Source organism: Limnohabitans sp. Rim8, from assembly GCF_945901735.1.
Lineage (GTDB): Bacteria > Pseudomonadota > Gammaproteobacteria > Burkholderiales > Burkholderiaceae_C > Limnohabitans_A.
Genome location: NZ_CAMDLM010000003.1, coordinates 59834 through 82940, shown reverse-complemented (window position 1 = coordinate 82940; position 23107 = coordinate 59834). Strand labels below are relative to the sequence as shown.

At 61.4% G+C, this 23107-nt stretch carries 16 protein-coding genes and 1 riboswitch; of the genes, 10 read left to right on the top strand and 6 right to left on the bottom strand.

The window, feature by feature from the left end; all coding sequences use genetic code 11:
* The first annotated feature begins 15 nt into the window (after positions 1 to 15).
* A complete protein-coding gene (locus tag Q0O99_RS02715) occupies positions 16 to 441 on the top strand; it encodes a barstar family protein (protein WP_293748289.1) in 426 nt (141 codons plus the stop codon).
* A complete protein-coding gene (locus tag Q0O99_RS02710; RefSeq protein WP_293748287.1) occupies positions 420 to 623 on the top strand; it encodes a hypothetical protein in 204 nt (67 codons plus the stop codon). The genes Q0O99_RS02715 and Q0O99_RS02710 overlap by 22 nt, the downstream gene beginning before the upstream one ends.
* A gap of 184 nt (positions 624 to 807) precedes the next feature.
* On the opposite strand, the gene rsmA is transcribed toward Q0O99_RS02710, so the two are convergent.
* Genes rsmA through Q0O99_RS02695 form a run of 3 tightly spaced genes read right to left on the bottom strand, consistent with a single transcriptional unit; the run spans position 808 to position 5361 of the window.
* Positions 808 to 1587, bottom strand: a complete 780-nt coding sequence (gene rsmA, locus Q0O99_RS02705) for a 16S rRNA (adenine(1518)-N(6)/adenine(1519)-N(6))-dimethyltransferase RsmA (protein ID WP_293748284.1) — start codon at positions 1585 to 1587, stop codon at positions 808 to 810.
* A complete protein-coding gene (locus tag Q0O99_RS02700; RefSeq protein ID WP_293748282.1) occupies positions 1584 to 2969 on the bottom strand; it encodes a peptidylprolyl isomerase in 1386 nt (461 codons plus the stop codon). The genes rsmA and Q0O99_RS02700 overlap by 4 nt, the downstream gene beginning before the upstream one ends.
* A complete protein-coding gene (locus Q0O99_RS02695) occupies positions 2938 to 5361 on the bottom strand; it encodes an LPS assembly protein LptD (protein WP_293748281.1) in 2424 nt (807 codons plus the stop codon). Before Q0O99_RS02695 ends, Q0O99_RS02700 begins: the two co-directional genes overlap by 32 nt.
* A gap of 113 nt (positions 5362 to 5474) precedes the next feature.
* On the opposite strand from Q0O99_RS02695, the gene Q0O99_RS02690 reads away from it, so the two are divergent.
* From Q0O99_RS02690 to Q0O99_RS02660, 7 genes are all read left to right on the top strand, one after another.
* Positions 5475 to 6587 carry a phosphotransferase gene (locus Q0O99_RS02690; protein WP_293748280.1) on the top strand — a complete coding sequence of 371 codons (1113 nt, stop codon included), beginning with the start codon at positions 5475 to 5477 and terminating at the stop codon, positions 6585 to 6587.
* 2 nt (positions 6588 to 6589) lie between these two features.
* Positions 6590 to 7291 carry a 16S rRNA (uracil(1498)-N(3))-methyltransferase gene (locus Q0O99_RS02685; protein WP_293748278.1) on the top strand — a complete coding sequence of 234 codons (702 nt, stop codon included), beginning with the start codon at positions 6590 to 6592 and terminating at the stop codon, positions 7289 to 7291.
* Between the two features lie 60 nt (positions 7292 to 7351).
* A riboswitch (S-adenosyl-L-homocysteine riboswitch) is annotated at positions 7352 to 7449 on the top strand.
* 80 nt (positions 7450 to 7529) lie between these two features.
* Positions 7530 to 8963: an adenosylhomocysteinase gene (ahcY, locus tag Q0O99_RS02680; protein ID WP_293748276.1), complete on the top strand. Its 1434-nt coding sequence runs from the start codon at positions 7530 to 7532 to the stop codon at positions 8961 to 8963.
* 10 nt (positions 8964 to 8973) lie between these two features.
* The gene (locus Q0O99_RS02675; RefSeq protein ID WP_293748275.1) at positions 8974 to 9822 is read left to right on the top strand and encodes a TlyA family RNA methyltransferase; all 849 of its coding nucleotides are present in this window, start codon (positions 8974 to 8976) and stop codon (positions 9820 to 9822) included.
* A 16-nt stretch (positions 9823 to 9838) separates the two neighbouring features.
* On the top strand, positions 9839 to 10684 hold the full coding sequence (gene metF / locus Q0O99_RS02670) for a methylenetetrahydrofolate reductase [NAD(P)H] (RefSeq protein WP_293748273.1): 846 nt from the start codon (positions 9839 to 9841) through the stop codon (positions 10682 to 10684).
* 11 nt (positions 10685 to 10695) lie between these two features.
* A complete protein-coding gene (locus Q0O99_RS02665) occupies positions 10696 to 11484 on the top strand; it encodes an HAD-IIB family hydrolase (RefSeq protein ID WP_293748270.1) in 789 nt (262 codons plus the stop codon).
* Positions 11485 to 11554: 70 nt separating this feature from the next.
* Positions 11555 to 12724: a class I SAM-dependent methyltransferase gene (locus Q0O99_RS02660; RefSeq protein ID WP_293748268.1), complete on the top strand. Its 1170-nt coding sequence runs from the start codon at positions 11555 to 11557 to the stop codon at positions 12722 to 12724.
* Positions 12725 to 12739: 15 nt separating this feature from the next.
* On the opposite strand, the gene Q0O99_RS02655 is transcribed toward Q0O99_RS02660, so the two are convergent.
* From Q0O99_RS02655 to Q0O99_RS02645, 3 genes are all read right to left on the bottom strand, one after another.
* A complete protein-coding gene (locus Q0O99_RS02655; protein WP_293748266.1) occupies positions 12740 to 18871 on the bottom strand; it encodes an excinuclease ABC subunit UvrA in 6132 nt (2043 codons plus the stop codon).
* Positions 18872 to 19007: 136 nt separating this feature from the next.
* Complete coding sequence (locus Q0O99_RS02650) at positions 19008 to 19193, bottom strand: hypothetical protein (RefSeq protein ID WP_293748264.1); 186 nt, start codon at positions 19191 to 19193, stop codon at positions 19008 to 19010.
* An 87-nt stretch (positions 19194 to 19280) separates the two neighbouring features.
* Positions 19281 to 21041: an MFS transporter gene (locus Q0O99_RS02645; RefSeq protein ID WP_293748262.1), complete on the bottom strand. Its 1761-nt coding sequence runs from the start codon at positions 21039 to 21041 to the stop codon at positions 19281 to 19283.
* A 350-nt stretch (positions 21042 to 21391) separates the two neighbouring features.
* On the opposite strand from Q0O99_RS02645, the gene Q0O99_RS02640 reads away from it, so the two are divergent.
* Positions 21392 to 23107 carry a GMC family oxidoreductase gene (locus Q0O99_RS02640; RefSeq protein ID WP_293748259.1) on the top strand — a complete coding sequence of 572 codons (1716 nt, stop codon included), beginning with the start codon at positions 21392 to 21394 and terminating at the stop codon, positions 23105 to 23107.

The following is a 23107-nucleotide window of genomic DNA, read 5'->3' as shown; positions in this document are numbered from 1 at the left end:
AGAAAGACCACGGAGATGGACATGCCGACACTTAAAGACCAAGAGGCGCCCCTGAAGGGCGTGCGGTCGAACATCGTGCAATCGATTCGCGCGTACCGCGTGAGCGATTTGCAAGAAGCCGCCCAAGGCCTAGGCCACCACTTTTTGTATGCCAACCTGGCCGAAGCCCAGAGCAAACAAGATGTGCTGGACCTCATTGGTGCGCAATTCACACTGCCCTCGCACTTTGGCAAGAATTTTGATGCCTTGTACGACTGCATGACCGACCCCTTGCACAAGTCGGGCCAACAGCCTGGCTTTATTGTGGTGCTGGAGCAAATTCCTGCTCACGTCAAGTTTGACAAGGAAGCCCGCGAGCAATTGCTGGACATCTTCCGCGACACGGCCGATTACTGGGGAGACCGGAAGATACCCTTCCGATGCTTCTATTCTTTTCTGTAGCCCGTTCTGCGCAAAACAGCCAAGCAGGACGGGCGATGGAGGCACAAACCGAGGACGCCATGGTGGTCGACTCGATCGAAGATGGCGAAAAAATGCCCACCGACAAATTGGTGGACGTGTCGCCCTTGGCGCTGCGCATGAGCAGCCCATTCAACGCAGGATATTGGCTCGCCGCCGCCTGATGTTCTGAATGCCCCTTGAATGGGACCAGAATGACAAAAGCCCCGCAGTGCGGGGCTTTTTCATGGCAATTCATCGTCCTCTGTCATCCCGGCCCCCGAGCCGAGATCCACGATGTTCACCTCGGCAGACAAAACGGCCATGGACCTCGCATCCCGTGAGCGGTGACCGATCTTTTTTCAGTGTTCAGACCGCCTGCGCCAAGGCCACGAACTCGGCCACGGGGACTTCTTCAGCGCGGCGCTGCAAATCAAACTGCCCGGCAAAACCCTTTTCATCTAACCACTTGCCCAGGGTATTGCGCAAGATTTTGCGGCGCTGGCTGAAGGCCACCTGCACCAAGGTTTCCAGCGTTTTGAAGTGGACCTCTGGCGGCTGGGCCAAAGGCACCATGCGCACCACGGCGCTGTCCACGCGTGGCGGTGGATCAAAACTCTCGGGCGGCACAAACAACACGTTGGCCATGTCGTAGCGCCACTGCAGCATGACCGACAGGCGGCTGTAGTCCGAGGTGGCGGGTTGGGCCACCATGCGGTCGATGACTTCTTTTTGCAGCATGAAGTGCTGGTCTTCGATCACGTCGACCTGCGCCAGCAGATGGAACAAAATGGGCGTGGAGATGTTGTAGGGCAAGTTACCCACCACCCGAATTTTGCGCAGGGGTGCCGTCGTGGCCTTGGCCAACATTTGCGCTGCCAGCGCCCGAAAGTCGACCTTCAGCACATCCGACTCCACCACCGACAGCTGCGGGTGTTCGCGCAGACGCACCGCCAAGTCACGGTCGAGCTCAATCACCGTCAGATGGCCCAGGCGCTCAACCAGCGGCTGTGTGAGCGCAGCCAGACCGGGGCCGATCTCGACCATGGGCTGACCTGCCACAGGGGCAATCGTGTCCACAATGGCATCGATGATGCCGCCGTCCGTCAGAAAGTGCTGGCCAAAGCGTTTGCGGGCGATGTGCCTCATTGCACAGGCTCGCGCAATTCGACGTAGGCGCGGCCGCGTACATCCTCGGCCCAAGCGACATAGGCTTCGTCAAGTTTCTTTTCACGCAAGACATTGCGCGCCAGCGCGCCTTGCTCGGCTTCGCTCAAGGGGGCATCGCGCCGATCGGTCACCTCGATCAGGTGCACCCCAAAGCGCGAGACCAGCGGCTCGGCCACCTGACCGGGGCGCAGGCGGTTCATGGTCTGCTCGAACTCGGGCACAAACATGCCGGGGCTGGCCCAGCCCAAATCACCCCCCTGGGCAGCGCTGCCGTCTTGCGACAGGCGTTTGGCCGATTCCGCGAAGTCGGCCTTGCCCGAGACAATGTCCTGACGCAAGGCGCTCAGCTGCGCCAGCGCTTGGGCCTGGGTCAGCTGTGGCGTCAAGCGCAACAAAATGTGCCGCGCACGGGTTTGCGTGCCCATCAAAGTGGCGGGGGGCTGTGGGCGCTCCAGCACTTTGAGCACATGAAAACCTGCACCCGAGCGCAACACCTCGGACACACCGCCCACAGGCAATGCCGCAACGGCCTGCACAAACAGCTCGGGATAACGCTCGACCGGGCGCAATCCCAATGCCCCGCCATTGGCCCCTCGGTCGGCTGTTTGCGAGAAGGTCTTGGCCAACTCGGCAAAGTTGTCGCCACTGCGTGCGCGGCGGGCCACATCACGCGCTTGGGCCTCCAGCGGCTTGGTTTGTTCTTCGGTGCTGTTTTCCGGCACGGCGATCAGGATCATGGCCAGATTCAGATCGGCTGGGGCGCGTGCAGTCTGGGCCTTGAGCTGTTCTTGCAAAAACTGCTCGACCTCGATGTCGCTGATTCGGATGCGCGCGTCCACTTCCCGCTCACGCACGCGGTTCAGCAGCAGCTGGTTGCGCAGCTGCTCGCGAAAGGTGCTCAGGGCCACGCCTTCTTGTTGTAAGCGCTGGCGCATGGCTTCGCGCGTGAGCTGGTTGTTGCTGGCCACACCGACCTCGGCTTGGTCCAAAGCGTCTTCGTCGACCACGATGCCCGCGTCTCGGGCTTGCTGGAGCTGGGCTTTGTCATTGATGAGTTGCTCCAGCGCCAGTTGCTTGGCCTCAGGGGCGGCAACAGGCCGGCCTTGCGCCTGCGCTTCGCGCTGAAGGCGCAGGCCCAGGGTCTGCACCTCCTGATGGGTGATGGGTTCGGAGTTGACCACGGCGACAATGAAGTCGACCGAGCGTATGGCCGCAGGACGTGACGCAGCGGAGGCCGGGGTTTGGGCAGACACATTCAGGGGCACCCAGGCTGCGGCCAGGCAGACCGAGGCGCAGGCAAACCACAAGGCGCGAACAGGAAACTGGTATTTATTCATAGTGCTGGAAACGGCTTGGTTCAACGGTGGAGTCTCGCAAGTTTTGGTAACGGGGGATGTTGTTGCGCAGGGCATTGAGTGGGCTGGCCCCGACACGGGCCAGACCAATGAATTCAAGCTGGAACAGCAAACGGCTGGTCGCGGTGCTCACCGTGCTCTGGATGCGCTCGAAAGCGATGCGCCCAATCCAGCAGCCGCCATCGTATTCCAGACCCAGAAGGCTGTCGACCATGCGGCCTTCGGTCAAGCTAAAGTTCAGGCGGCCCACGCTGTACCACCGGTCCGGGCCCAGACCCTGGCCGGGTGTTCGGCTCCAGGCACTTTCCGCAGCCGCATCGCGCCGGCCCAGCAAGTCGCTCAGTGGCCATTGCCAGCCCATGTCGATCTGCTCACTCACGCCCTGATTCAGACGGTAAGCCGCATTCAGCACCCGGTAAGGGCTGGGACTGTAGCGGGCTTGCAAGGTACTGCGGCTGGCGCGGTCAGTCTGGTTATTGACCTGCACTGTGGCATCGAGCGCCCAACGGTCATCCCAGCGCACGCCAGCGCCCAACAACAAATCACTCAGACCCGCAGCCGCAGCGGACTGGCCGGGCAGCACCACTTGTTGGTCAGAAAAACGGATGCGCTGGGCCATGCCCACACGCAACATCTCAGCCCCGTTGTCGGCATCAAAAAAACGACTGGTGACACCCAGGGTCAAGGCGTCGTTGTCCACCAAACGGTCGTGGCCCACGTAGGCGTTTTCGCTGTAAATGGTCGACAAATTGAAATCGGTTGCGCCCGTGTCGTACACCGGCAAAAGGCTTTGGTCCCGAAACGGCGTGCGCGCATAAAAAGCGCGTGGCTCCAGCGTTTGCGTCACGCCCCGGCCAAACCACTGGGTCTCGCGCTCGTACACCAGGCCCGAATCCAATGAGAGGGTGGGCAACACCCGGTTCGCAGAACGCCCCCCCGAATCGAGTGCTTGGTCAAGTTGGTAACGGGTGGCATGCAATTGCAGTTTGGGCGTGACGAAGCCCCAAGGGCGGATCCAGGGGCGGCTGACTTGCGCCAGCACAAAGCTGCGCTCGCCATTGCGAGACACGGGTCGCACCGCATTGCTGGCCAAAGGGATGCGGTCGTAGCTGGCCTCAAAGCGGGTGGTCTCGGCCTGCACAGACCAGTCCAGGCCATCGGCTTGCCACTGTCCATAGCGGAGCCCGATTTGGGGCGCACGGTCATAAGGCGGGGTGATGGGGGCGTTGAAGTCTTGCAGGGTTTGCCAGCGCTGAACCTGCGCGCTCATGCTCAGGTCGCCACGGCCCCAGCTCAAGACCCCTGTGGATGGCAAAAGGCGCTGGGTCAAGACCAGGCCAGAGCGCGGAAAATCTCGCCAATAGTTGTCGTCGCTGACCCGGTTCAGGTTCAGGCCCAAACCGATGCGCCCCACGCTGTCCAGCCCTGTATCCAGACTGCCGTTGTGCTGGCTGGACCAGCCCCAGCGGGCTTGGTTGCGCAGGCTGTCCTTGGGCATCAGGTTCAGCCGGGCCAGGCCACTGTAGTCGGGCTCCAGGTAACGGAATTCAGTGTCCACCGCCACGCCACGCTTGCTCATGAGGTGGGTGGTGACGTTGGCGTCGCGGTTGGGTGCGATGTCGAAGTAGTAGGGCTGGGCCAGCTCCACCCCGTTGGTGCTGGTGATGCCCATCACGGGCGGCAACAGGCCCGACTTGCGCTCGCTGGTCATCGGGAAGGTGACGGCAGGAATGGCCAGCACTGGAAAGTCTTGAAAGCGCAACAGCACCCCTTCAGCCTGCACGGTGGACTCTTCTTCGTCCAGGTTCAAGCGGGTGGCCTTGAGCACCCATGCAGGCAACCATTCAGGCCCGGGCGTGCGCCTGCAGGTGGTGTAACTGGCTTCGCGCACGGTGGCGCGCCGCTCATCGACAAACTCGATCTGCGCCGCCTGACCGTAGGCACCGCTTTTGTAAAGTTCAAAAGTGGGCTGCGTCAGCTTGCCTTGGAAACTGTCAACCTGCAGTGTGAGCTTGGGGCCGGTCAACAAACTGCCCGGTCGGCTCAAGCGCACCTGGCCTGTGGCCTCGACCACGTCATGGCTTTGGTCATAGGACAGTTGCCCTGCCTGAATGCTCACACCCGGCTTGCGGATGCTGGCCTCGCCCTCGATCACCATGTCCAAATCAGGCCTCACACGCAGGCGCTGGCCTTGCAGGTACATCGCCCCCTCTTGCTCCTGGCGCTGCGAAATGGCTTCTTCCAGCAGGGGGCTGCTGCGCAAGACCAGGCCTGCGGGCGCCGTTGCGGCTCCCCCCGGCGTTTGGGTCTGCGATTGGGCCTGCGCCCCAGCCAGCGTGACACTTTGCACCACGAACAGCACCGCCCACGCCACAGACCGCAAAGGGAGATGGGCCACCAGCGGCTGCAAACAAAGGACAGGGAAAAGGGGCACGAGGATGGGGCAGAGTTTGGACACGCGAGTGGTACAGGCAAAGCGCTTGTTGCGGGCTTTGTAAAATGGGATTATCCATGAGCCACCTCACCCAGCCCCCCACTTCAGCCCCCAACCCAAGCCAAGCCGACAGCGTCATCTGGACCGATCCGGCCCGGCACGTGGTTTTTGACCGCTGGTTGTCCGGTTTGGCCAGCGCTCATGGCCTTTTGCCCGCCAGTTTGCGCGTGGCCTCGGCCGACGCCAGCTTTCGCCGCTACCTGCGGGTGGACAGGCACCAGGGCGGCAGCCGCATCGTCATGGACGCCCCGCCCGACAGGGAAAATTCAGAGCCCTTCGTGCGCATCGCCGCCTTGATGCAAGACGCCGGTCTGCAGGCCCCCGAAGTGCTGAACTGGGACCCGGCCCACGGCTTCATGCTGCTGAGTGATCTGGGTGACGCCACCCTGATGTCGGCCATCGACCCCGAGCGCCCACAGGCCAACCACGGCCTGTACATGCAGGCCGTGGACGTGCTGGTGCAGTGGCAACTGGCTTCGCGCCCCGGTGTGCTGCCGCCTTATGACGCCGCCCTGCTGCACCGGGAACTGAGCCTGTTTCCGGACTGGTATTTGGCCCAGCACAGGGGGGTGCAACTCGAAGGCAAAAACCGCGACGTGTTGGACCATGCCTTCGCCCTCATCGTGCAGCGCAACCTGGCCGCGCCCAGCGTGTATGTCCACCGCGACTTCATGCCCCGCAACCTGATGATGCCATTTCAAAATGAGCAGCTCGGTGTGCTCGACTTCCAGGACGCGGTCTATGGCCCCATCAGCTACGACATCGCCAGCCTGATGCGCGACGCGTTCCTGACGTGGGACGAGGACTTTGTACTGGACATCACCATCCGTTATTGGGAAAAAGCCCGCAAAGCTGGGCTGATGGACTTTGAGGACTGGCACAGCGACTTTGGCGCTTTTTACCGCGCTGTCGAATGGATGGGGCTGCAGCGCCACCTGAAAGTAGCCGGTATTTTTGCCCGCCTGACGCTGCGCGACGGCAAGCCCAAATACCTGGCCGATGCACCGCGTTTTCTGCATTACATCCGCACCACCTGCGACCGCTACCGCGAACTGGGCCCACTGCTCAAACTGATCGACGACATCGAGGGCACCACCCCACAAGTGGGTTTTGCTTACGGGCGCATGTGAGCATGCCCCGCTTTTATTGCCCCTCCCCCTTGGCCACCGGCTTGGCCCTGAGTCTGCCACCGGGCGCTGCACGCCATGTGCAGGTGCTGCGCCTGCAGCCGGGCGATGCCATCACCTTGTTCAACGGCGAAGGTGGCGAGTTTGAAGCCACCGTGACCCGCATGGGCCGCAGCGATGTCGAGGTCAACGTGGGTGCGCACCACGCCATCGAGCGCGAAGCCCACCGTGCGGTGCACTTGCTGGCGGGCATCACGGCCAACGAGCGCATGGACTGGCTGGTCGAAAAAGCCACTGAACTGGGTGTGGCCAGCATCACCCCGCTGGTGGCCGAGCGCAGCGTGCTCAAGCTCAAAGGCGAGCGGGCCGAGAAAAAACTGGCGCATTGGCAAGGCGTGGCGGTGGCCGCGGCCGAGCAGTCTGGGCGCAACCGCGTGCCCCCGATCCACCCGGCCGTGACACTGACCGAATGGCTAAAAAAGTCCACACCTGGCGAGCGCTGGGTCTTGTCCTTGTCTGAGGGCACGCAGCCTGTACCCCGCCAAGCCAGCCCAGCGCCAGTGACCGTGTTGAGCGGCCCCGAAGGCGGTCTGAGCCCTGCCGAAGAAAGCGCCGCATTGGCCGCAGGTTTCGCACCGGTTTCGCTGGGGCCGCGCGTGTTGCGCGCCGAAACAGCCCCCTTGGCGGTTTTGGCCCTTTGCACTTGACATTCGCCTGCACAATGCCCCGTTGGCGACTTGGGCCAAGCCAACTGCGTTAGAATGCGCACTTCCGAGGAGCGTTGCAGCGCCCCCTGACTTGCCAAACAAGTCGGCAGCGGGGCGTGAGGCTCGGAAAACTTCAACAGCAACGACGCTCATCCACACGACGTGCGGTGAGCCTGTTTTTCCCCATCAGTGCTTTTCCCATGCGTGTGGTTCATTCACATGACTTGGAGCTTTTCTCATGAATGCACGTATGCCTTCCACCCTCAACGCCGACTGCGTGATCGCCGACATCGGCCTGGCCGACTGGGGCCGCAAAGAAATCAAAATCGCCGAGACCGAAATGCCTGGTCTGATGGCCATCCGCGAAGAATTCAACAAGGCCCAGCCGCTGAAGGGCGCACGCATCACCGGTTCGCTGCACATGACCATCCAGACGGCTGTGCTGATCGAGACCTTGCAAGCCCTGGGCGCCGACGTGCGTTGGGCCTCATGCAACATCTTCTCGACCCAAGACCACGCCGCCGCCGCCATTGCCGCCAAGGGCACGCCGGTGTTTGCCATCAAGGGCGAGACCTTGGCCGACTACTGGGACTACACCCACCGCATTTTTGACTTCGGCGCCGCAGGCACCGAAGGCGAAGGCCCGAACATGATCTTGGACGACGGCGGCGATGCCACCTTGCTGATGCACTTGGGCAAGCGCGCCGAAACCGACGCGTCTTTGATCGCCAACCCCACCAGCGAAGAAGAGACTTGTCTGTTCAACGCCATCAAGGCCAAGTTGGCCGTGGACCCCACTTGGTACAGCCGCAAAGGTGCGCACATCATCGGTGTGACCGAAGAGACCACCACTGGCGTGTTGCGCTTGAACGAGATGGCCGCCAAAGGCAACCTGATGTTCCGCGCCATCAACGTGAACGACTCGGTGACCAAGAGCAAGTTCGACAACCTGTACGGCTGCCGCGAATCTTTGGTCGATTCGATCAAGCGCGCCACCGACGTGATGATCGCCGGCAAAGTGGCCGTGGTCGCCGGTTATGGCGATGTGGGCAAGGGCTCGGCCCAAGCCTTGCGCGCCTTGAGCGCCCAAGTCTGGGTGACGGAGATCGACCCGATCAACGCCCTGCAAGCGGCGATGGAAGGTTTTAAGGTCGTGACCATGGAATACGCCGCCGACAAGTGCGACATCTTCGTCTCGGCCACCGGCAACAAGAACGTGATCCGCTACGAGCACATGGCCGCCATGAAAGACGAAGCCATCGTCTGCAACATCGGTCATTTTGACAACGAAATCGATGTCGTGTCCTTGGAAAAGCTGCAGTGGGACGAGATCAAGCCACAAGTCGACCACGTCATCTTTCCTGATGGCAAGAAGATCACCCTGTTGGCCAAGGGCCGCTTGGTGAACCTGGGTTGCGCCACCGGCCACCCCAGCTTTGTGATGTCTTCTTCGTTTGCCAATCAGACCATCGCCCAGATCGAACTGTTCACCAAGCAAGACCAGTATGACAACGGCAAGGTCTATGTGCTGCCCAAGCACCTCGATGAAAAAGTGGCCCGCCTGCACCTGAAAAAGGTCGGCGCGATGCTCTCCGAACTCAGCGAGGAGCAAGCCGCTTATATCGGTGTGTCCAAGAACGGTCCTTACAAAGCCGACACTTACCGCTATTGAAACCCAACGCATGCGCATTGACCAACTCCTCGTGGAGCGCGGCTTGGCCGCTTCCCGTTCTCAAGCTCAACGACTGATTGCTGGGGGCGTGAAGTGGCAGTTGCCCGACGGAAGTTGGCGTGCCATCGTTAAAAACCGCGACGAGGTGCCCGATGGCGCGGCCCTGGAGTTGCTGGACGACGCCGAGTCGCGCTATGTCTCGCGCGGCGGCCTCAAGCTCGAAGGGGCCTTGAAGGCCACGGGCGTGCAAGTGCAGGGCCTGCGCTGCCTGGACGTGGGGCAAAGCACCGGCGGCTTCACCGACTGCTTGTTGCAGCAGGGCGCGGCCGAAGTGGTAGGCATTGACGTGGGCCATGCCCAGGTGCACCCGCGCATCCGTGAAGACGAGCGCGTGGTCTGCATCGAAGGCGTGAACGCCCGTGAGCTGGCGCCTGGCGACGAGCGCGTGCCAGATGCGCTGAAGGGCTTTGACTTGATGGTGGGCGATGTGTCGTTCATCTCGCTCACCCTGGTTCTGCCGGGCGTGGTGCATTTGCTCAAACCCACAGGACAGTTGCTGATGCTGGTCAAGCCGCAGTTCGAGTTGCAGCCAGGACAGGTGGGCAAGGGCGGCATCGTCAAAGACGACACCCATTTTCCGTTCATCGAAAAGCGCGTGCGCACGGCTTTGTCCGAGCTGGGCATGCAAGTCACCGCGTGGCTGGACAGCCCCATTGAAGGGGGCGACGGCAACCACGAATTTTTTGTGCAGGCCTGCTGGCCTGACCCAGCGGCAGTGGCACCCGCGCGCGAAAAAGCGCGCGAAGCCCACGAGGCCGATCTGGCCGCCTTGGCGTATGCCAAGGCCAACGACTACTGAATTGAAAGTTGAAGTGATGTCTGGTTTGAAACTGCCCATCAGCCTGGAATTTTTCCCGCCCAAAACACCCGAAGGCGCAGACAAACTGCGCAGCGTGCGCGAACAGCTGTACAGCCTGCAGCCCGAGTTTTGCTCGGTGACCTACGGCGCTGGGGGCTCCACACAAGAGGGCACTTTTGCCACCGTGGGTGCGATCCTGGCCGAGGGCGTGCCTGCGGCCTCGCACTTCTCGTGCATTGGCGCGACCAAAGCTTCGGTACGCGCCGAGTTGGCCACGCTCAAGGCCATGGGCGTCAAGCGCCTGGTGGCCTTGCGGGGCGACTTACCCAGCGGCTACGGTGCGGGTGGCGAGTTCCATTACGCCAGCGATCTGGTCGCCTTCATCCGCGCCGAGACGGGTGACGACTTTCACATCGAGGTGGCGGCCTACCCCGAAATTCACCCGCAAGCCAAATCGCCCGAAGCCGATTTGCAAGCCTTTGCCACGAAGGTGAAGGCCGGCGCCAACTCGGCCATCACGCAATATTTCTACAACAGCGATGCGTATTTCCGCTTTGTGGACGACGCCTACAAACTGGGTGTCGATGTGCCGGTGGTGCCGGGCATCATGCCCATCACCAGCTCGGCGCAATTGCTGCGCTTTTCTGACGCCTGCGGAGCCGAGATCCCTCGCTGGATCCGTTTGCGCTTGCAAGCCTATGGCGACGACACCGACTCGATCAAGGCCTTCGGCCTGGACGTGGTGTCTGACCTGTGCGAGCAACTCATCAACGGCGGCGTGCCCGCCATCCACTTCTACACCATGAACCAAAGTGCGGCCACGCTGGCGGTGCTCCAGCGCCTGAAGGCACTGGCCCACTGACGCGCTGCGGCATGCTGGACCTGAAGGATTGGCCACGCCCCCCTCGGCCCTGGCTGGGGGTGTTCACCGACATCGATGACACCCTGACCACCGAAGGCGCGATCACGGCCGATGCCTTGCACGCCCTTGCCGCGCTGAAACAAGCGGGTCTGATGGTCATCCCCATCACAGGGCGCCCCATGGGTTGGAGCCGGGACTTTGCCCAAAACTGGCCGGTCGATGCATTGGTCGCTGAAAACGGGGCTGCGGCCTGGATACCCCAAGCCAACGGCGCGCCCCGGGCCATCTACCAGCAAAGTGCCGCCGTGCGGGCAGCCCATCGGACGCGCTTGCAAGCGGTGGCGGCGCGCATCGTGCGCGAGGTGCCCGGTGCCACTTTGGCCCAGGACAGCGCTGGACGGGAAACCGACATAGCGATCGACCACAGCGAGTTCACGCATTTGCCGCCGCAAGCCATCGCCCAGGCGGTGCAACTCATGCGCAGTGAAGGCATGAACGCCACCGTCAGCAGCATCCACATCAACGGCTGGTTCGGTGAGCACCACAAACTCTCGGGGGCCCAATGGATCGTCCAGCAATTGTGGGGACGGGCACTGGATGCCGATACCGCGCGCTGGGTTTATGTGGGAGACTCCACCAATGACCAAGTGATGTTCGAACACTTTACGTTCAGTGTGGGTGTGGCCAATATCCGCCGCTTTGAAGCCCAACTGACGCATCGGCCTCGTTACATCACCCCCAGTGAACGCGGTGCCGGTTTTGCCGAACTGACCCGGCACTTGCTGACGCACCTGAGCTGACCTGCCCGGTTTCAAACACCCCCATCGCGGCCATTGGCGCGATGCTCACCCCCACCGACTGGACTTGCGCATGATCGCCCCTCCCCTGTTGACCTGGTCTGAAAAAGACGCCAACCGCTCCGCCATTTGGCGCTCCGACCAAGTCATGCCCAAGCATGTGGTGCTGGCCGGCGACACCATGACCGCCGACACGGCCTACCGCCTGGCTTGCGCGGGCACGGGCTTGCTCTGGCGCAGCGATTTTCAAAATGCGCGGCAAATGTTGCAAGCGCTGACACGGCGCATCGACAAACCCAAAAAGGTGCGCGTCAAAAAATCCAACACACAGGCACCCGCCCTGCCGGGCGCAGCCTTCCATACCCATCGACAAGCACAAGCCCAACGCACCCGCATCTTGAGCCAAGTTTTGATTGAGCTGAACAGCGACTACGGCATAGATCTGCGCCGCGCACCCGATGCCAAAGCGGCCTGCCTGCAAGCCTTTGGCCCCGCCAACGGGCAGGCCTCGGTCGTCTCGCTGCGCAGCCTGCAAGGGGCGATTGGCGCATTCGAGTGGCGCAAGAACGGTGTCGAGGTGCCCGCCATGGGTGAGGCCTTGCGCATTTACCCGCATTACGGCGTTTTTTCTCCGGTTCGGGGCGAGTATGTGGAACTGGTGGCCAAAGCCCGTTGGCCACCCGCCATGGCCACACACCCGGTGGCGTTTGACATCGGCGTGGGCAGCGGCGTTTTGTCTGCGGTCCTGTCCCGCCGTGGTGCCGCCCAAGTGATCGGCACCGACCTGTCCGAACGTGCTTTGGCTTGCGCCCTGGACAATTTGCAACGCCTCGGTCTGCAAAACCAGGTTCAACTGGTTCAAACCGACCTGTTCCCCGAAGGTCAAGCGGCCGTGGTGGTCTGCAACCCCCCTTGGTTGCCCGCACGGCCCACCACCTTGCTGGAGCAAGCCGTCTACGACGAGGGCAGCCAGATGCTCAAGGGCTTTTTGACAGGCTTGCCCGCCCACCTGTGCGACGGCGGCGAGGGTTGGCTGATTTTGTCCGACTTGGCCGAACACCTGGGCCTGCGCACCCGCGTGGCCTTGCTGGGCTGGATCGCCGACGCGGGCCTTCAGGTGCTGGACCGCTTGGACGTGAAGCCGGTACACGCCAAAGCGCAAGACGCCAGCGACCCGCTGCATGCGGCCCGCTCGGCCGAAGTCACTTCACTGTGGCGGTTGGGTGTGGCTGCGGCGGGCTGACCCCAGCCTACAGCCTCACACCCGCGCCAACACCGGGCCCAGCGCCACCCCGGTGTGGGTGCCCAAAATCACCAAGGCCTCAGGCGTCATGGCGGCCACAATGCGGCCCCCGGCGTTGCCCCCTTCCGGGCCCAGGTCAATCACCCAGTCGGCTTCGGCGATCACGTCGAGGTCGTGCTCGATCACGATCACGCTGTGGCCCGCGTTGACCAAGCGGTGCAGCACGCTGATGAGCTTGTCCACGTCGGCCATGTGCAGGCCCACCGTGGGCTCGTCCAGCACATACAAAGTGTGCGGCGCTTTGTTGCCGCGTTTGCCCACCTCGTCGCGCACCTTGGTCAGCTCGGTCACCAACTTGATGCGCTGGGCTTCGCCGCCACTGAGCGTGGGCGAAGGCTGACCCAAAGTCAGGTAACCCAAGCCCACATCCTTGAGCAACTGCAGCGGGTGCGCGATGCTGGGCATGCTGGCGAAAAAGTCCACCGCCTCGTCGACCTCCATTTTCAACACGTCGCCAATGCTCTTGCCACGCCAAGTCACCGCCAAAGTCTCGGGGTTGAACCGCGCGCCTCGGCAGGTTTCACAAGGCACTTTCACATCGGGCAAAAAGCTCATCTCGATGGTGCGCATGCCCTGGCCTTCGCAGCTGGGGCAACGGCCTTCACCGGTGTTGAAGCTGAAGCGCCCAGCGGCATAACCCCGCGCCTTGGCCTCCAGCGTTTCTGCAAACAACTTGCGGATCGTGTCCCAAAAACCAATGTAGGTGGCAGGGCAAGAGCGAGGTGTTTTGCCAATCGGGGTCTGGTCGACTTCGAGCACACGGTCGATCGTCTCAAAGCCCTGCACATCGCTGCACGCCGTCAAAGCCACGCGCTGGCCCGCGTCTTGCGCCGTGCGCCCGGCAAAGGTGGAACGTTGGCTGACCAGGGCCTGCACATTGGCCAGCAACACGTCGCGGGCCAAGGTGGATTTGCCCGAGCCACTGACACCCGTGACGGCCACCAAGCGCTTGAGGGGCACCTGCACATCGACCTGACGCAGGTTGTGCAGGTTGGCACCCGTGAGGGTGAGCCATTGCATCGGCGACGCCAATGTCTCGACATGGGGTGATGGGCTGGGCGACGATTTTGGCGTACCCCCGCCATATGAGGCGTTCAGCCCATTGCCCCGTGTCGAGACTGACACCGACCTGCGAACTTGCATCGGATGCTTCATCGCATGCAACAAATAGCGCCCCGTTTGCGAATCGGCAGACGCCGTGATGTCGGCCACCGAGCCCTCAGCCACCAAACGGCCACCGCGTTTGCCGGCACTCGGGCCAATGTCGATGATGTGGTCGGCGCGGCGGATGGTGTCTTCGTCGTGCTCGACCACCACCAGGGTGTTGCCCTTGTCGCTCAGGCTTTGCAAGGCGTTGAGCAAAATCCGGTTGTCACGCGCATGCAGGCCAATGGTGGGTTCGTCCAACACGTAGCACACGCCTTGCAAGTTGCTGCCCAATTGCGCGGCCAGGCGAATGCGCTGCGCCTCACCGCCCGACAGCGTGGGCGCACCCCGGTCGAGCGTGAGGTAACCCAGGCCCACTTCTTCCAGAAACTCCAGACGGCTTTGGATCTCGGGCACCAGGTCACGGGCGATGTCGGCGTCGCGACCAGTCAGGTGCAGCTTGTCAACCCAGCTGCGCACATCGGTGACCGACAAACTGGCGATGTCGGTGATGCGCCAGCCCTGTCCCGGCGCTGCGCCCAGCCGAACGGCGCGTGCTGTGGCATTCAGGCGGGTGCCTTCGCAACGGGGGCAAGCCACATTGGCCAGGTCTTCGATCTCGGGCTCGGCAAAGGTTTGCTCGCGGCCCTTGTTTTTATCGTCTTGCACCGAGTCGTCAAACACTTGGCGCTCGTCTTTGCTCAGCTTGACGCCCGTGCCCACGCAGTCGGGGCACCAGCCGTGCTTGCTGTTGTACGAGAACAAACGCGGGTCCAGCTCGGCATACGAGGTGTCGCACGCGGGGCAGGCCCGCAAGGTAGAGAACACGCGGTGCTGCCCGATGCGGGCGGTGGACTCGCCACTGAACATCGCTTCGCGCAGGCCGTCCAGATCGCTCAGCACATGGACCACGCCTTTGCCGTGTTCCAGTGTTTTGCTCAGGGCTTGGCGCAGCGCGGTTTCATGGCTCGGCAACACATCCAGACTGACCACAGGCAATTCGATGTTGTGCTCTTTGAAGCGGTCGATGCGCGGAAAGCCTTGCGTGGGCAAAAACTCGCCGTCCACGCGCAGGTGGGTGTAGCCGCGCGGCCGCGCCCAGTCGGCCAGTTCGGTGTAAACGCCCTTGCGGTTCGTCACCAGCGGGGCCAACAGACCGATGTGCTGGCCTTTGAATTGCGTCATGAGTTGCGCGACGATGCTGTCGGGCGTTTGCGGCTGCACGGGTGTGTTGTCGTGCACGCAATGCTGAATGCCCAGCTTGACGTAGAGCAAACGCAAGAAATGCCAGACCTCTGTGGTCGTACCCACGGTGGATTTGCGGCCGCCTCGCGACAAGCGCTGCTCAATCGCCACGGTGGGCGGGATGCCATAGACCGCATCAACTTCGGGGCGACCTGCGGGTTGCACGATGCTGCGGGCATAGGCGTTCAGGCTTTCCAGATAGCGGCGTTGGCCTTCGTTGAACAGGATGTCAAAGGCCAACGTGGATTTGCCCGAGCCACTCACGCCGGTGACCACGTTGAACTTGCCGCGTGGAATGTCCACGCTCAGGTTTTTGAGGTTGTGCTCTTTGGCGTTGACGATTTGGATGTTGTTGTTCAAAACAGGCGGCCGACGAGCAACCGGAGCCAGCAATGTGGCACCAACCCCGCCTCGAACCTTAGCAAGCGAGGTTGCGGTGTCAGAGGGTGACGATTTTGGCGCACCCCCGCCGTATGAGGAACCCGCTGACACCGCAGCCTCGCCCCCACCAAGGTACAAATCCGCACCCAAACGCTCAGCCACACCCAACACCTCCCCCATGGACTCGGCATAGTCGCGCAATGCCAGCCCCGTGTGCGATGTCGCGTGCTGGCGCACATCTTCGGGCGTGCCCTCGGCCACAATCAGGCCGCCGGCATAGCCGCCCTCAGGCCCCAAATCGATCAGCCAATCGCTGGCACGGATCACGTCCAGATTGTGCTCAATGACGATGAGCGAATGCCCAGCTTCGAGCAGCTTGCGCAAAGCGCGCATCAGCTTGGCGATGTCGTCAAAGTGCAGACCGGTGGTCGGCTCGTCAAACATGAAAAGCGTGCCCTTGCGCGCTAGACTCTGGCGGCTCTTGGACGCACTTTTGGCGGCCTCGGCCAGAAAGCCCGCGAGTTTGAGGCGCTGCGCCTCGCCACCCGACAAGGTGGGCACGGGCTGGCCCAAGCGCACGTATTCCAGACCTACATCCACGATGGGCTGCAGGGCACGGATCACGTCGCGGTCTTGCGCAAACAAAGCGGCGGCTTCACTCACCGTGAGGGCCAGCACGTCGGCCACGTTCAGGTGACGCACTGCGCCGCCAATGGCTTGGCGTTCGACGGTGATTTCCAAAATCTCGGGGCGGTAGCGCTTGCCATCGCAATCGGGGCAACGCAAATAGACATCGCTCAAGAACTGCATCTCCACATGCTCAAAACCCGAGCCGCCACAAGTGGGGCAACGGCCATCGCCGCCGTTGAAGCTGAACTTGCTGGCGGTGTAGCCGCGCTGGCGCGACAGTGGCGCAGTGGCAAAAATCTCGCGGATCGCGTCCCATGCGCCCACATAGCTCACGGGGTTGGAGCGGGCGGTTTTGCCAATCGGTGATTGGTCCACAAACACCACATCGCTCAGGTGGTCGGCGCCCAGCAGGCGGTCGTGCGCGCCGGGTGTTTCGGTGGCTTTGCCAAAGTGGCGCATCAGCGCCGGAGCCAACACGTCTTGAATCAAGCTCGATTTGCCCGAACCACTGACGCCGGTAATGGTGACCAAGCGCTGGAGCGGAAAGTCCACGCTGATGTTTTGCAGGTTGTGCTCGCGCGCGCCTTCCAGAATCAAACGCGGCGTGCTGTCGGTGACCATGCGCTTGAAGCCCAAGCCGACTTGCTTGCGTCCTCCAAGGTATGCGCCCGTCAGCGTATCGGCGTTGCGCAGGTCGGCGGTACTGCCGTCAAACACAATTTGCCCCCCGCGCTCGCCCGGGCCAGGGCCCATGTCGATCATGCGGTCAGCGGCCATCATGACGGCCGGGTCGTGCTCGACCACCACCAGCGTGTTGCCCGCGTCGCGCAGGCGGTGCATGGCCAAGGTGATGCGGTGCATGTCACGCGGGTGCAAGCCAATGCTGGGTTCGTCCAGCACAAAAAGGGTGTTGACCAGGCTGGTGCCCAAGGCGGTGGTGAGGTTGATGCGCTGCACTTCACCGCCGCTGAGCGTGCGGCTTTGGCGGTCGAGCGTGAGGTAGCCAATGCCCACGTCACACAGGTATTTGAGGCGGGTGGTGATTTCTTCCAACAGCAGTTGCAGGGCTTTTTGTTCGGCACTGGGGCCTTGGGTTTTTGCCTGGCTTGCTTCGGTGGTTTCTTCGGAGGTTTGGTCTGCATCAGAGCGGGGGGCGGGCTCCTCATACGGCGGGGGTACGCCAAAATCGTCGCCCGCCCCCCGCTCTGACGCAGACCTTGTGGTGGATCCAGCGTTTTCCGACTTCTCATGCCCAGAGGCCGACACCCGATCAAAAAACAAACGCAACCGGTCCAGCGGCATGATCATCATGTCGTGCAAACTCAGACCCGGCAGCGCCTCCAACTGACCACGCGTCCACTTCACACCTGCGGGCATGAAACGCTTTTCGACAGGCAACACCCCATCGGCATCCGAGTGGCTGCCAATGCGCCAGAGCAAACTCTCGGTCTTCAACCGCGCCCCTTGGCAACTGGGGCACTCGGTGTAACTGCGGTACTTGGACAAGAGCACACGGATGTGCATCTTGTAGGCCTTGCTCTCCAGGTACTCAAAAAAGCGCTTCACGCCGTACCACTGGTGGTTCCAGCGGCCCTTCCACTCGGGTGAGCCGTTGATCACCCAATCTTGCTGCGCCTTTGTCAGCTTGTCCCAAGGCGTGTCACGCGGAATGCCGGCGGCCTCAGCGTGGCGCATCAGATCGTCCTGGTTTTCTTGCCAGGCGGGTGTTTGCAGCGTCTTGATGGCCCCGGCTCGCAAGGTGAATTTGGGATTCGGAATGACGAGGCCGTAGTCGACCCCGATCACACGTCCAAAACCCCGGCAGGTCTCGCACGCGCCCACGGCCGAGTTGAAGGAAAACATCGACGGGATCGGGTCGGTGTAGCGCTGGTCGCTCTCGGGGCAATGCAGGCCTGTGGAAAAACGCCAGAGGTCAAAGGCGGGCTCTGAGGAAGAAGATAAATTGGGATCTGACCCCAATTTCTCCACGTACACATTCAGGCGGCCGCCGCGTTTGAGGGCCACTTCGATGGCTTCGACCACGCGGGCTTTTTCGGCGGTGCCGATGCGAAAACGGTCGGCGACCACGTCCAGCACTTTGCGCGGGCCGGTGGGGGTGGCCACTTCGCGCTCGGCTTGCACTTTGGTGAAGCCGCTGGCCGACAACCATTGCTCAACCTGCTCGGCGCTGGTGTTCGCGGGCAGCTCGACCGGAAAGGTCAAGTAAAGGCGCGGGTCACCCGCTTGCGCGGAACGCTGGGCCAGTTCGGCATAAACCGTATCGGGGTTGTCGGTGCGCACGCTTTTCGCAGTGTCTTTGTCAAACAACTGGCCCAAGCGGGCAAACAACAACTTCAGGTGGTCATTCAGCTCGGTCATGGTGCCCACGGTGGAGCGTGAGCTGCGCACCGGGTTGGTCTGGTCGATCGCAATCGCCGGAGGCACGCCTTCGACCTTGTCGACTGCCGGCTTGTCCATGCGGTCCAAAAACTGACGGGCATAGGCGCTGAAGGTCTCCACATAGCGGCGCTGGCCTTCGGCGTACAGCGTGTCAAACACCAGACTCGACTTGCCCGACCCGCTGGGGCCGGTGACCACTGTCAACTCGCCGGTGCGGATGTCCAAATCGATATTTTTGAGGTTGTGCTGACGGGCACCACGGATGCGGATGAGACCTTGGGACATGGACGGGCTTTTTCGGGTGGGGGCCAAACATTCTAGGGCGCAGGCTGTGACATTTCTGCGGCCCAAAAGAAAAGCCACGCGGCTGCGTGGCTTTGGGGCGATCGCCAGAGCCTGAAGCCCTGGGATGCTGGTGCGCTTACTTGGCTGCGCTGGCGTCTGCGGCCGGTGCAGCAGGTGCAGCAGCATCGGCCTTGGCGGGTTCCACATGCACGGCGTCTGCGCCGTGCTTTTCACCGCTCATGTCCAGGCTGTCACCGCCTTGGCTGATCACATACAAAGCCAAGGCCGCAAAGATCACGAAACCCACAACAATTTTCCACATCATTCATCTCCAAAAGAAAGAAGGCCCTCCATGCAGGGAAGGCCCAAATTGAGCACCCGAGTCACCCCGGGTTGCTGACAGCGAGGTTCAGTCGTTGGCGTAAATGTCCACGTCTTTGGTTTCTTTGATGAACAAACCACCGATCACGACGGTTGCACCGGCGATGATGATGGGATACCACAAACCGTTGTACATGTTACCGGTCTGGGCCACGATCGCGAAAGCAGTCGTGGGCATCAAACCACCGAACCAGCCGTTACCGATGTGGTAGGGCAAGGACATCGATGTGTAACGGATGCGGGTGGGGAACATCTCGACCAGCATGGCAGCGATAGGACCGTAGACCATGGTCACCAACAACACCAAGTAAGTGAGGATGATGACAACGGTGACTTTGTCGAACTTGGCCATGTCAGCTTTGACAGGGTAGTTGGCGGCCTTCAAAGCAGCGCCCAAGTTGGATGCCAGCAAGGTCGTACCGGCGGTCTTCTCGTTGCTCAGGTCTTTGACCGACTTGCTCGCAGCTTCGATGGCCTTGGCATCTTTGGGTTCAACCGCGTTCAGAGCCGCCAGCTTTTCCTCGGCCTTGGCCTTGGCAGCAGCAATGTCTTCAGCGGCGTACTTGACGTTCACCAAAGTCTCGCCCACTTTGATCACGGCAGGGGTGCCCGCAGGCGCTGCAATGTTTTCGTAGGACACCGAAGCACCTGCCAAACGCTGTTTAGCGATGTCGCAAGAAGAAGTGAACTTCTTGGTGCCTGTGGGGTTGAACTGGAACGAGCACTCGGCTGGATCGGCAGTCACCGTCACCTTGGCCGACTGCTGAGCAGCATACAGGTCAGGGTTAGCCGCTTTGGTCAACGCCTCGAAAACCGGGAAGTAAGTGACCACGGCCAACAAGCAACCGGCCAAGATCAGTGGTTTACGACCGATTTTGTCCGACAGCGAGCCGAAGACCACGAAGAAAGGGGTGCCGATGATCAAGGAGATCGCGACCATGATGTTGGCGGTGGCGCCGTCCACTTTCAAGGCTTGTGTCAAGAAGAACAAAGCGTAGAACTGACCGGAATACCAAACCACGGCCTGGCCCATCACTAAGCCGAACAAGGCCAAGATCACGATCTTCAGGTTTTTCCACTGACCGAAAGATTCGGACAGAGGGGCTTTGGAGGTCTTGCCTTCGGCTTTCATTTTCACGAAAGCAGGCGATTCGTTCATGCTCAAACGGATGTAGACCGAGATGATCAGCATGATCACCGAGACCAGGAACGGAACGCGCCAGCCCCAATCAGCAAAAGCTTCTTCGCCGATGATGGTTCGCGTGCCCAAAATCACCATCAACGACAAGAACAAGCCCAAAGTTGCAGTGGTCTGGATCCAGGCCGTGTAAGCACCGCGCTGACCCGCTGGGGCGTGCTCGGCCACGTAAGTAGCGGCACCACCGTACTCGCCACCCAAAGCCAAGCCTTGCAGCAAGCGCAGGCAGATCAGGATGACAGGAGCGGCCACGCCAATGCTGGCGTAGTTGGGCAAAATGCCCACGATGAAGGTCGAGACACCCATGATCAGGATGGTGACCAAGAAGGTGTACTTGCGGCCGATCATGTCGCCCAAGCGGCCGAAGAAGATCGCACCGAAAGGCCGCACGATGAAGCCGGCAGCAAAAGCCAACAGCGCGAAGATGAAGGCAGAGCCTTCGTCCAAGCCACTGAAGAATTGCTTGGCAATGATCGCGGCCAATGAGCCGTACAGGTAAAAGTCATACCATTCAAAAACGGTACCCAGAGAAGAGGCAAAAATCACCTTCTTCTCTTCCGCCGTCATCGGGCGCGCTGCTGTTGTAGCCATGAAGCTGTCTCCAAAAAGAGTTCTCAACATGAGAACGTGCGCCGATTCTTGACGCTGGCACTTGCCCACGTCTGACAGGCAGCCAACATGGGCTTACATGCCGAGTGTTTACCCTTGGTATTTTTTTCGCATTGCGGGAAAATTCCATTTCCAAGGGTAATTACCCCATGCTGTTTGCTGCGGCAACTTGAGCGCCCTCACCCCATTTGCACACGAGCCTCTTTTGCGGCCTCAAAATTGAACTGTGCATTCGGGTCGTCATCCCTGCCGCCAACCCTTCGCCTCATCCATTACAGTCAGACGCACAGCGAAACTCGCACAAGCCATCAGCAGACCCCACGAACAACATCATGAACGACAACACCTTTGACTACATCATCGTTGGCGGCGGCACCGCAGGATGCCTGCTGGCCAACCGCCTGAGTGCCGATGCCAGCAAGCGCGTGTTGTTGATCGAAGCTGGCAAAAAAGACGATTACCACTGGATCCACATCCCCGTGGGCTACCTGTACTGCATTGGCAACCCGCGGACTGACTGGATGTACCAAACCGAAGCCACCGAGGGCCTGAACGGGCGCAGCTTGCGTTACCCACGCGGCAAGGTGTTGGGCGGTTGCTCCAGCATCAACGGCATGATTTACATGCGGGGCCAATCACGCGACTACGACCAGTGGGCGCAGATCACCGGCAACGACGCGTGGCGCTGGGACCAAGCCTTGCCCTACTTCAAGCTGCACGAAGACCACTACAACGGCGCCAACGAATTTCACGGGGCCAAAGGGGCCAAGTCCGAATTGCTGGCCCCCACCGATTTGCCCCAAGGGGGCTACCTTCACACGCTGCGCGGGCGCAACACCGGTGGCGAATGGCGCATTGAAAAGCAACGTCTGCGCTGGGACGTATTGGACGCGTTTTCGCAAGCCGCCCAGCAAGCGGGCATTCCAGCCACCGACGACTTCAACCAAGGCAACAACGAAGGCGTGGCTTACTTTGATGTGAACCAGCGCAGCGGCTGGCGCTGGAACACGGCCAAGGCCTTTTTGCGCCCCACCTGCTATTCGCGCCCCAACTTTGAGTTGTGGAACAAAGCCCAGGTGAGCCAACTGCTGATCGAAACTCAGCCCAACGGCGAAAAGCGCTGCACGGGCGCGCGGGTCTGGACAGGCCTTGAGATGGTCGAGGTCAAAGCCACGCAAGAGCTGATTTTGAGTGCGGGCAGCATCGGGTCTGCACAAATTTTGCAGCTGTCGGGCATCGGACCTGCGGCTTTGCTGCAAGGTGTTGGCGTTGAAGTGCAACATGAGCTGCCCGGGGTGGGCGCCAACCTGCAAGACCATTTGCAGATCCGCTCGGTCTACAAGGTCAACAACGCCAAGACCCTGAACACCCTGGCCAACAGCCTGTGGGGCAAGGCGATGATCGGCCTGGAATACGCCTTCAAACGCACCGGCCCCATGAGCATGGCACCCAGCCAGTTGGGCGCATTCACCAAGAGCGATCCGTTGCAGCCGCACGCCAATCTGGAATACCACGTTCAGCCCTTGAGCCTGGATGCGTTTGGCGAGCCGCTGCACAGCTTTCCGGCCATCACGGCCAGTGTGTGCAACCTGAACCCGACCAGTCGGGGCACAGTGCACATCAAGAGCCCGCGTTTTGAGGACGCCCCGGCCATTGCGCCCAATTACCTGGCCACGGCCGAAGACCGCAAGGTGGCCGCCGACAGCCTGCGCGTGACGCGCCGCATCATGGCGCAAGAGGCGATGAAGCCTTTTCAGCCCGAAGAGTTCAAGCCCGGCATGCAGTACCAAACCGATGAAGAACTGGCCAAACTGGCCGGTGACATTGCCAGCACCATCTTCCACCCGGTAGGCACCACCCGTATGGGGCGAGACGACGACCCGATGGCCGTGGTCAATGGGCGCTTGCAAGTGCGCGGTATTGCGGGCTTGCGTGTGGTGGATGCAGGGGTCATGCCCACCATCACCAGTGGCAACACCAACAGCCCGACGCTCATGCTTGCAGAAAAAGCAGCGCACTGGATTGGTGAAGATTTCGCCAACACCTAA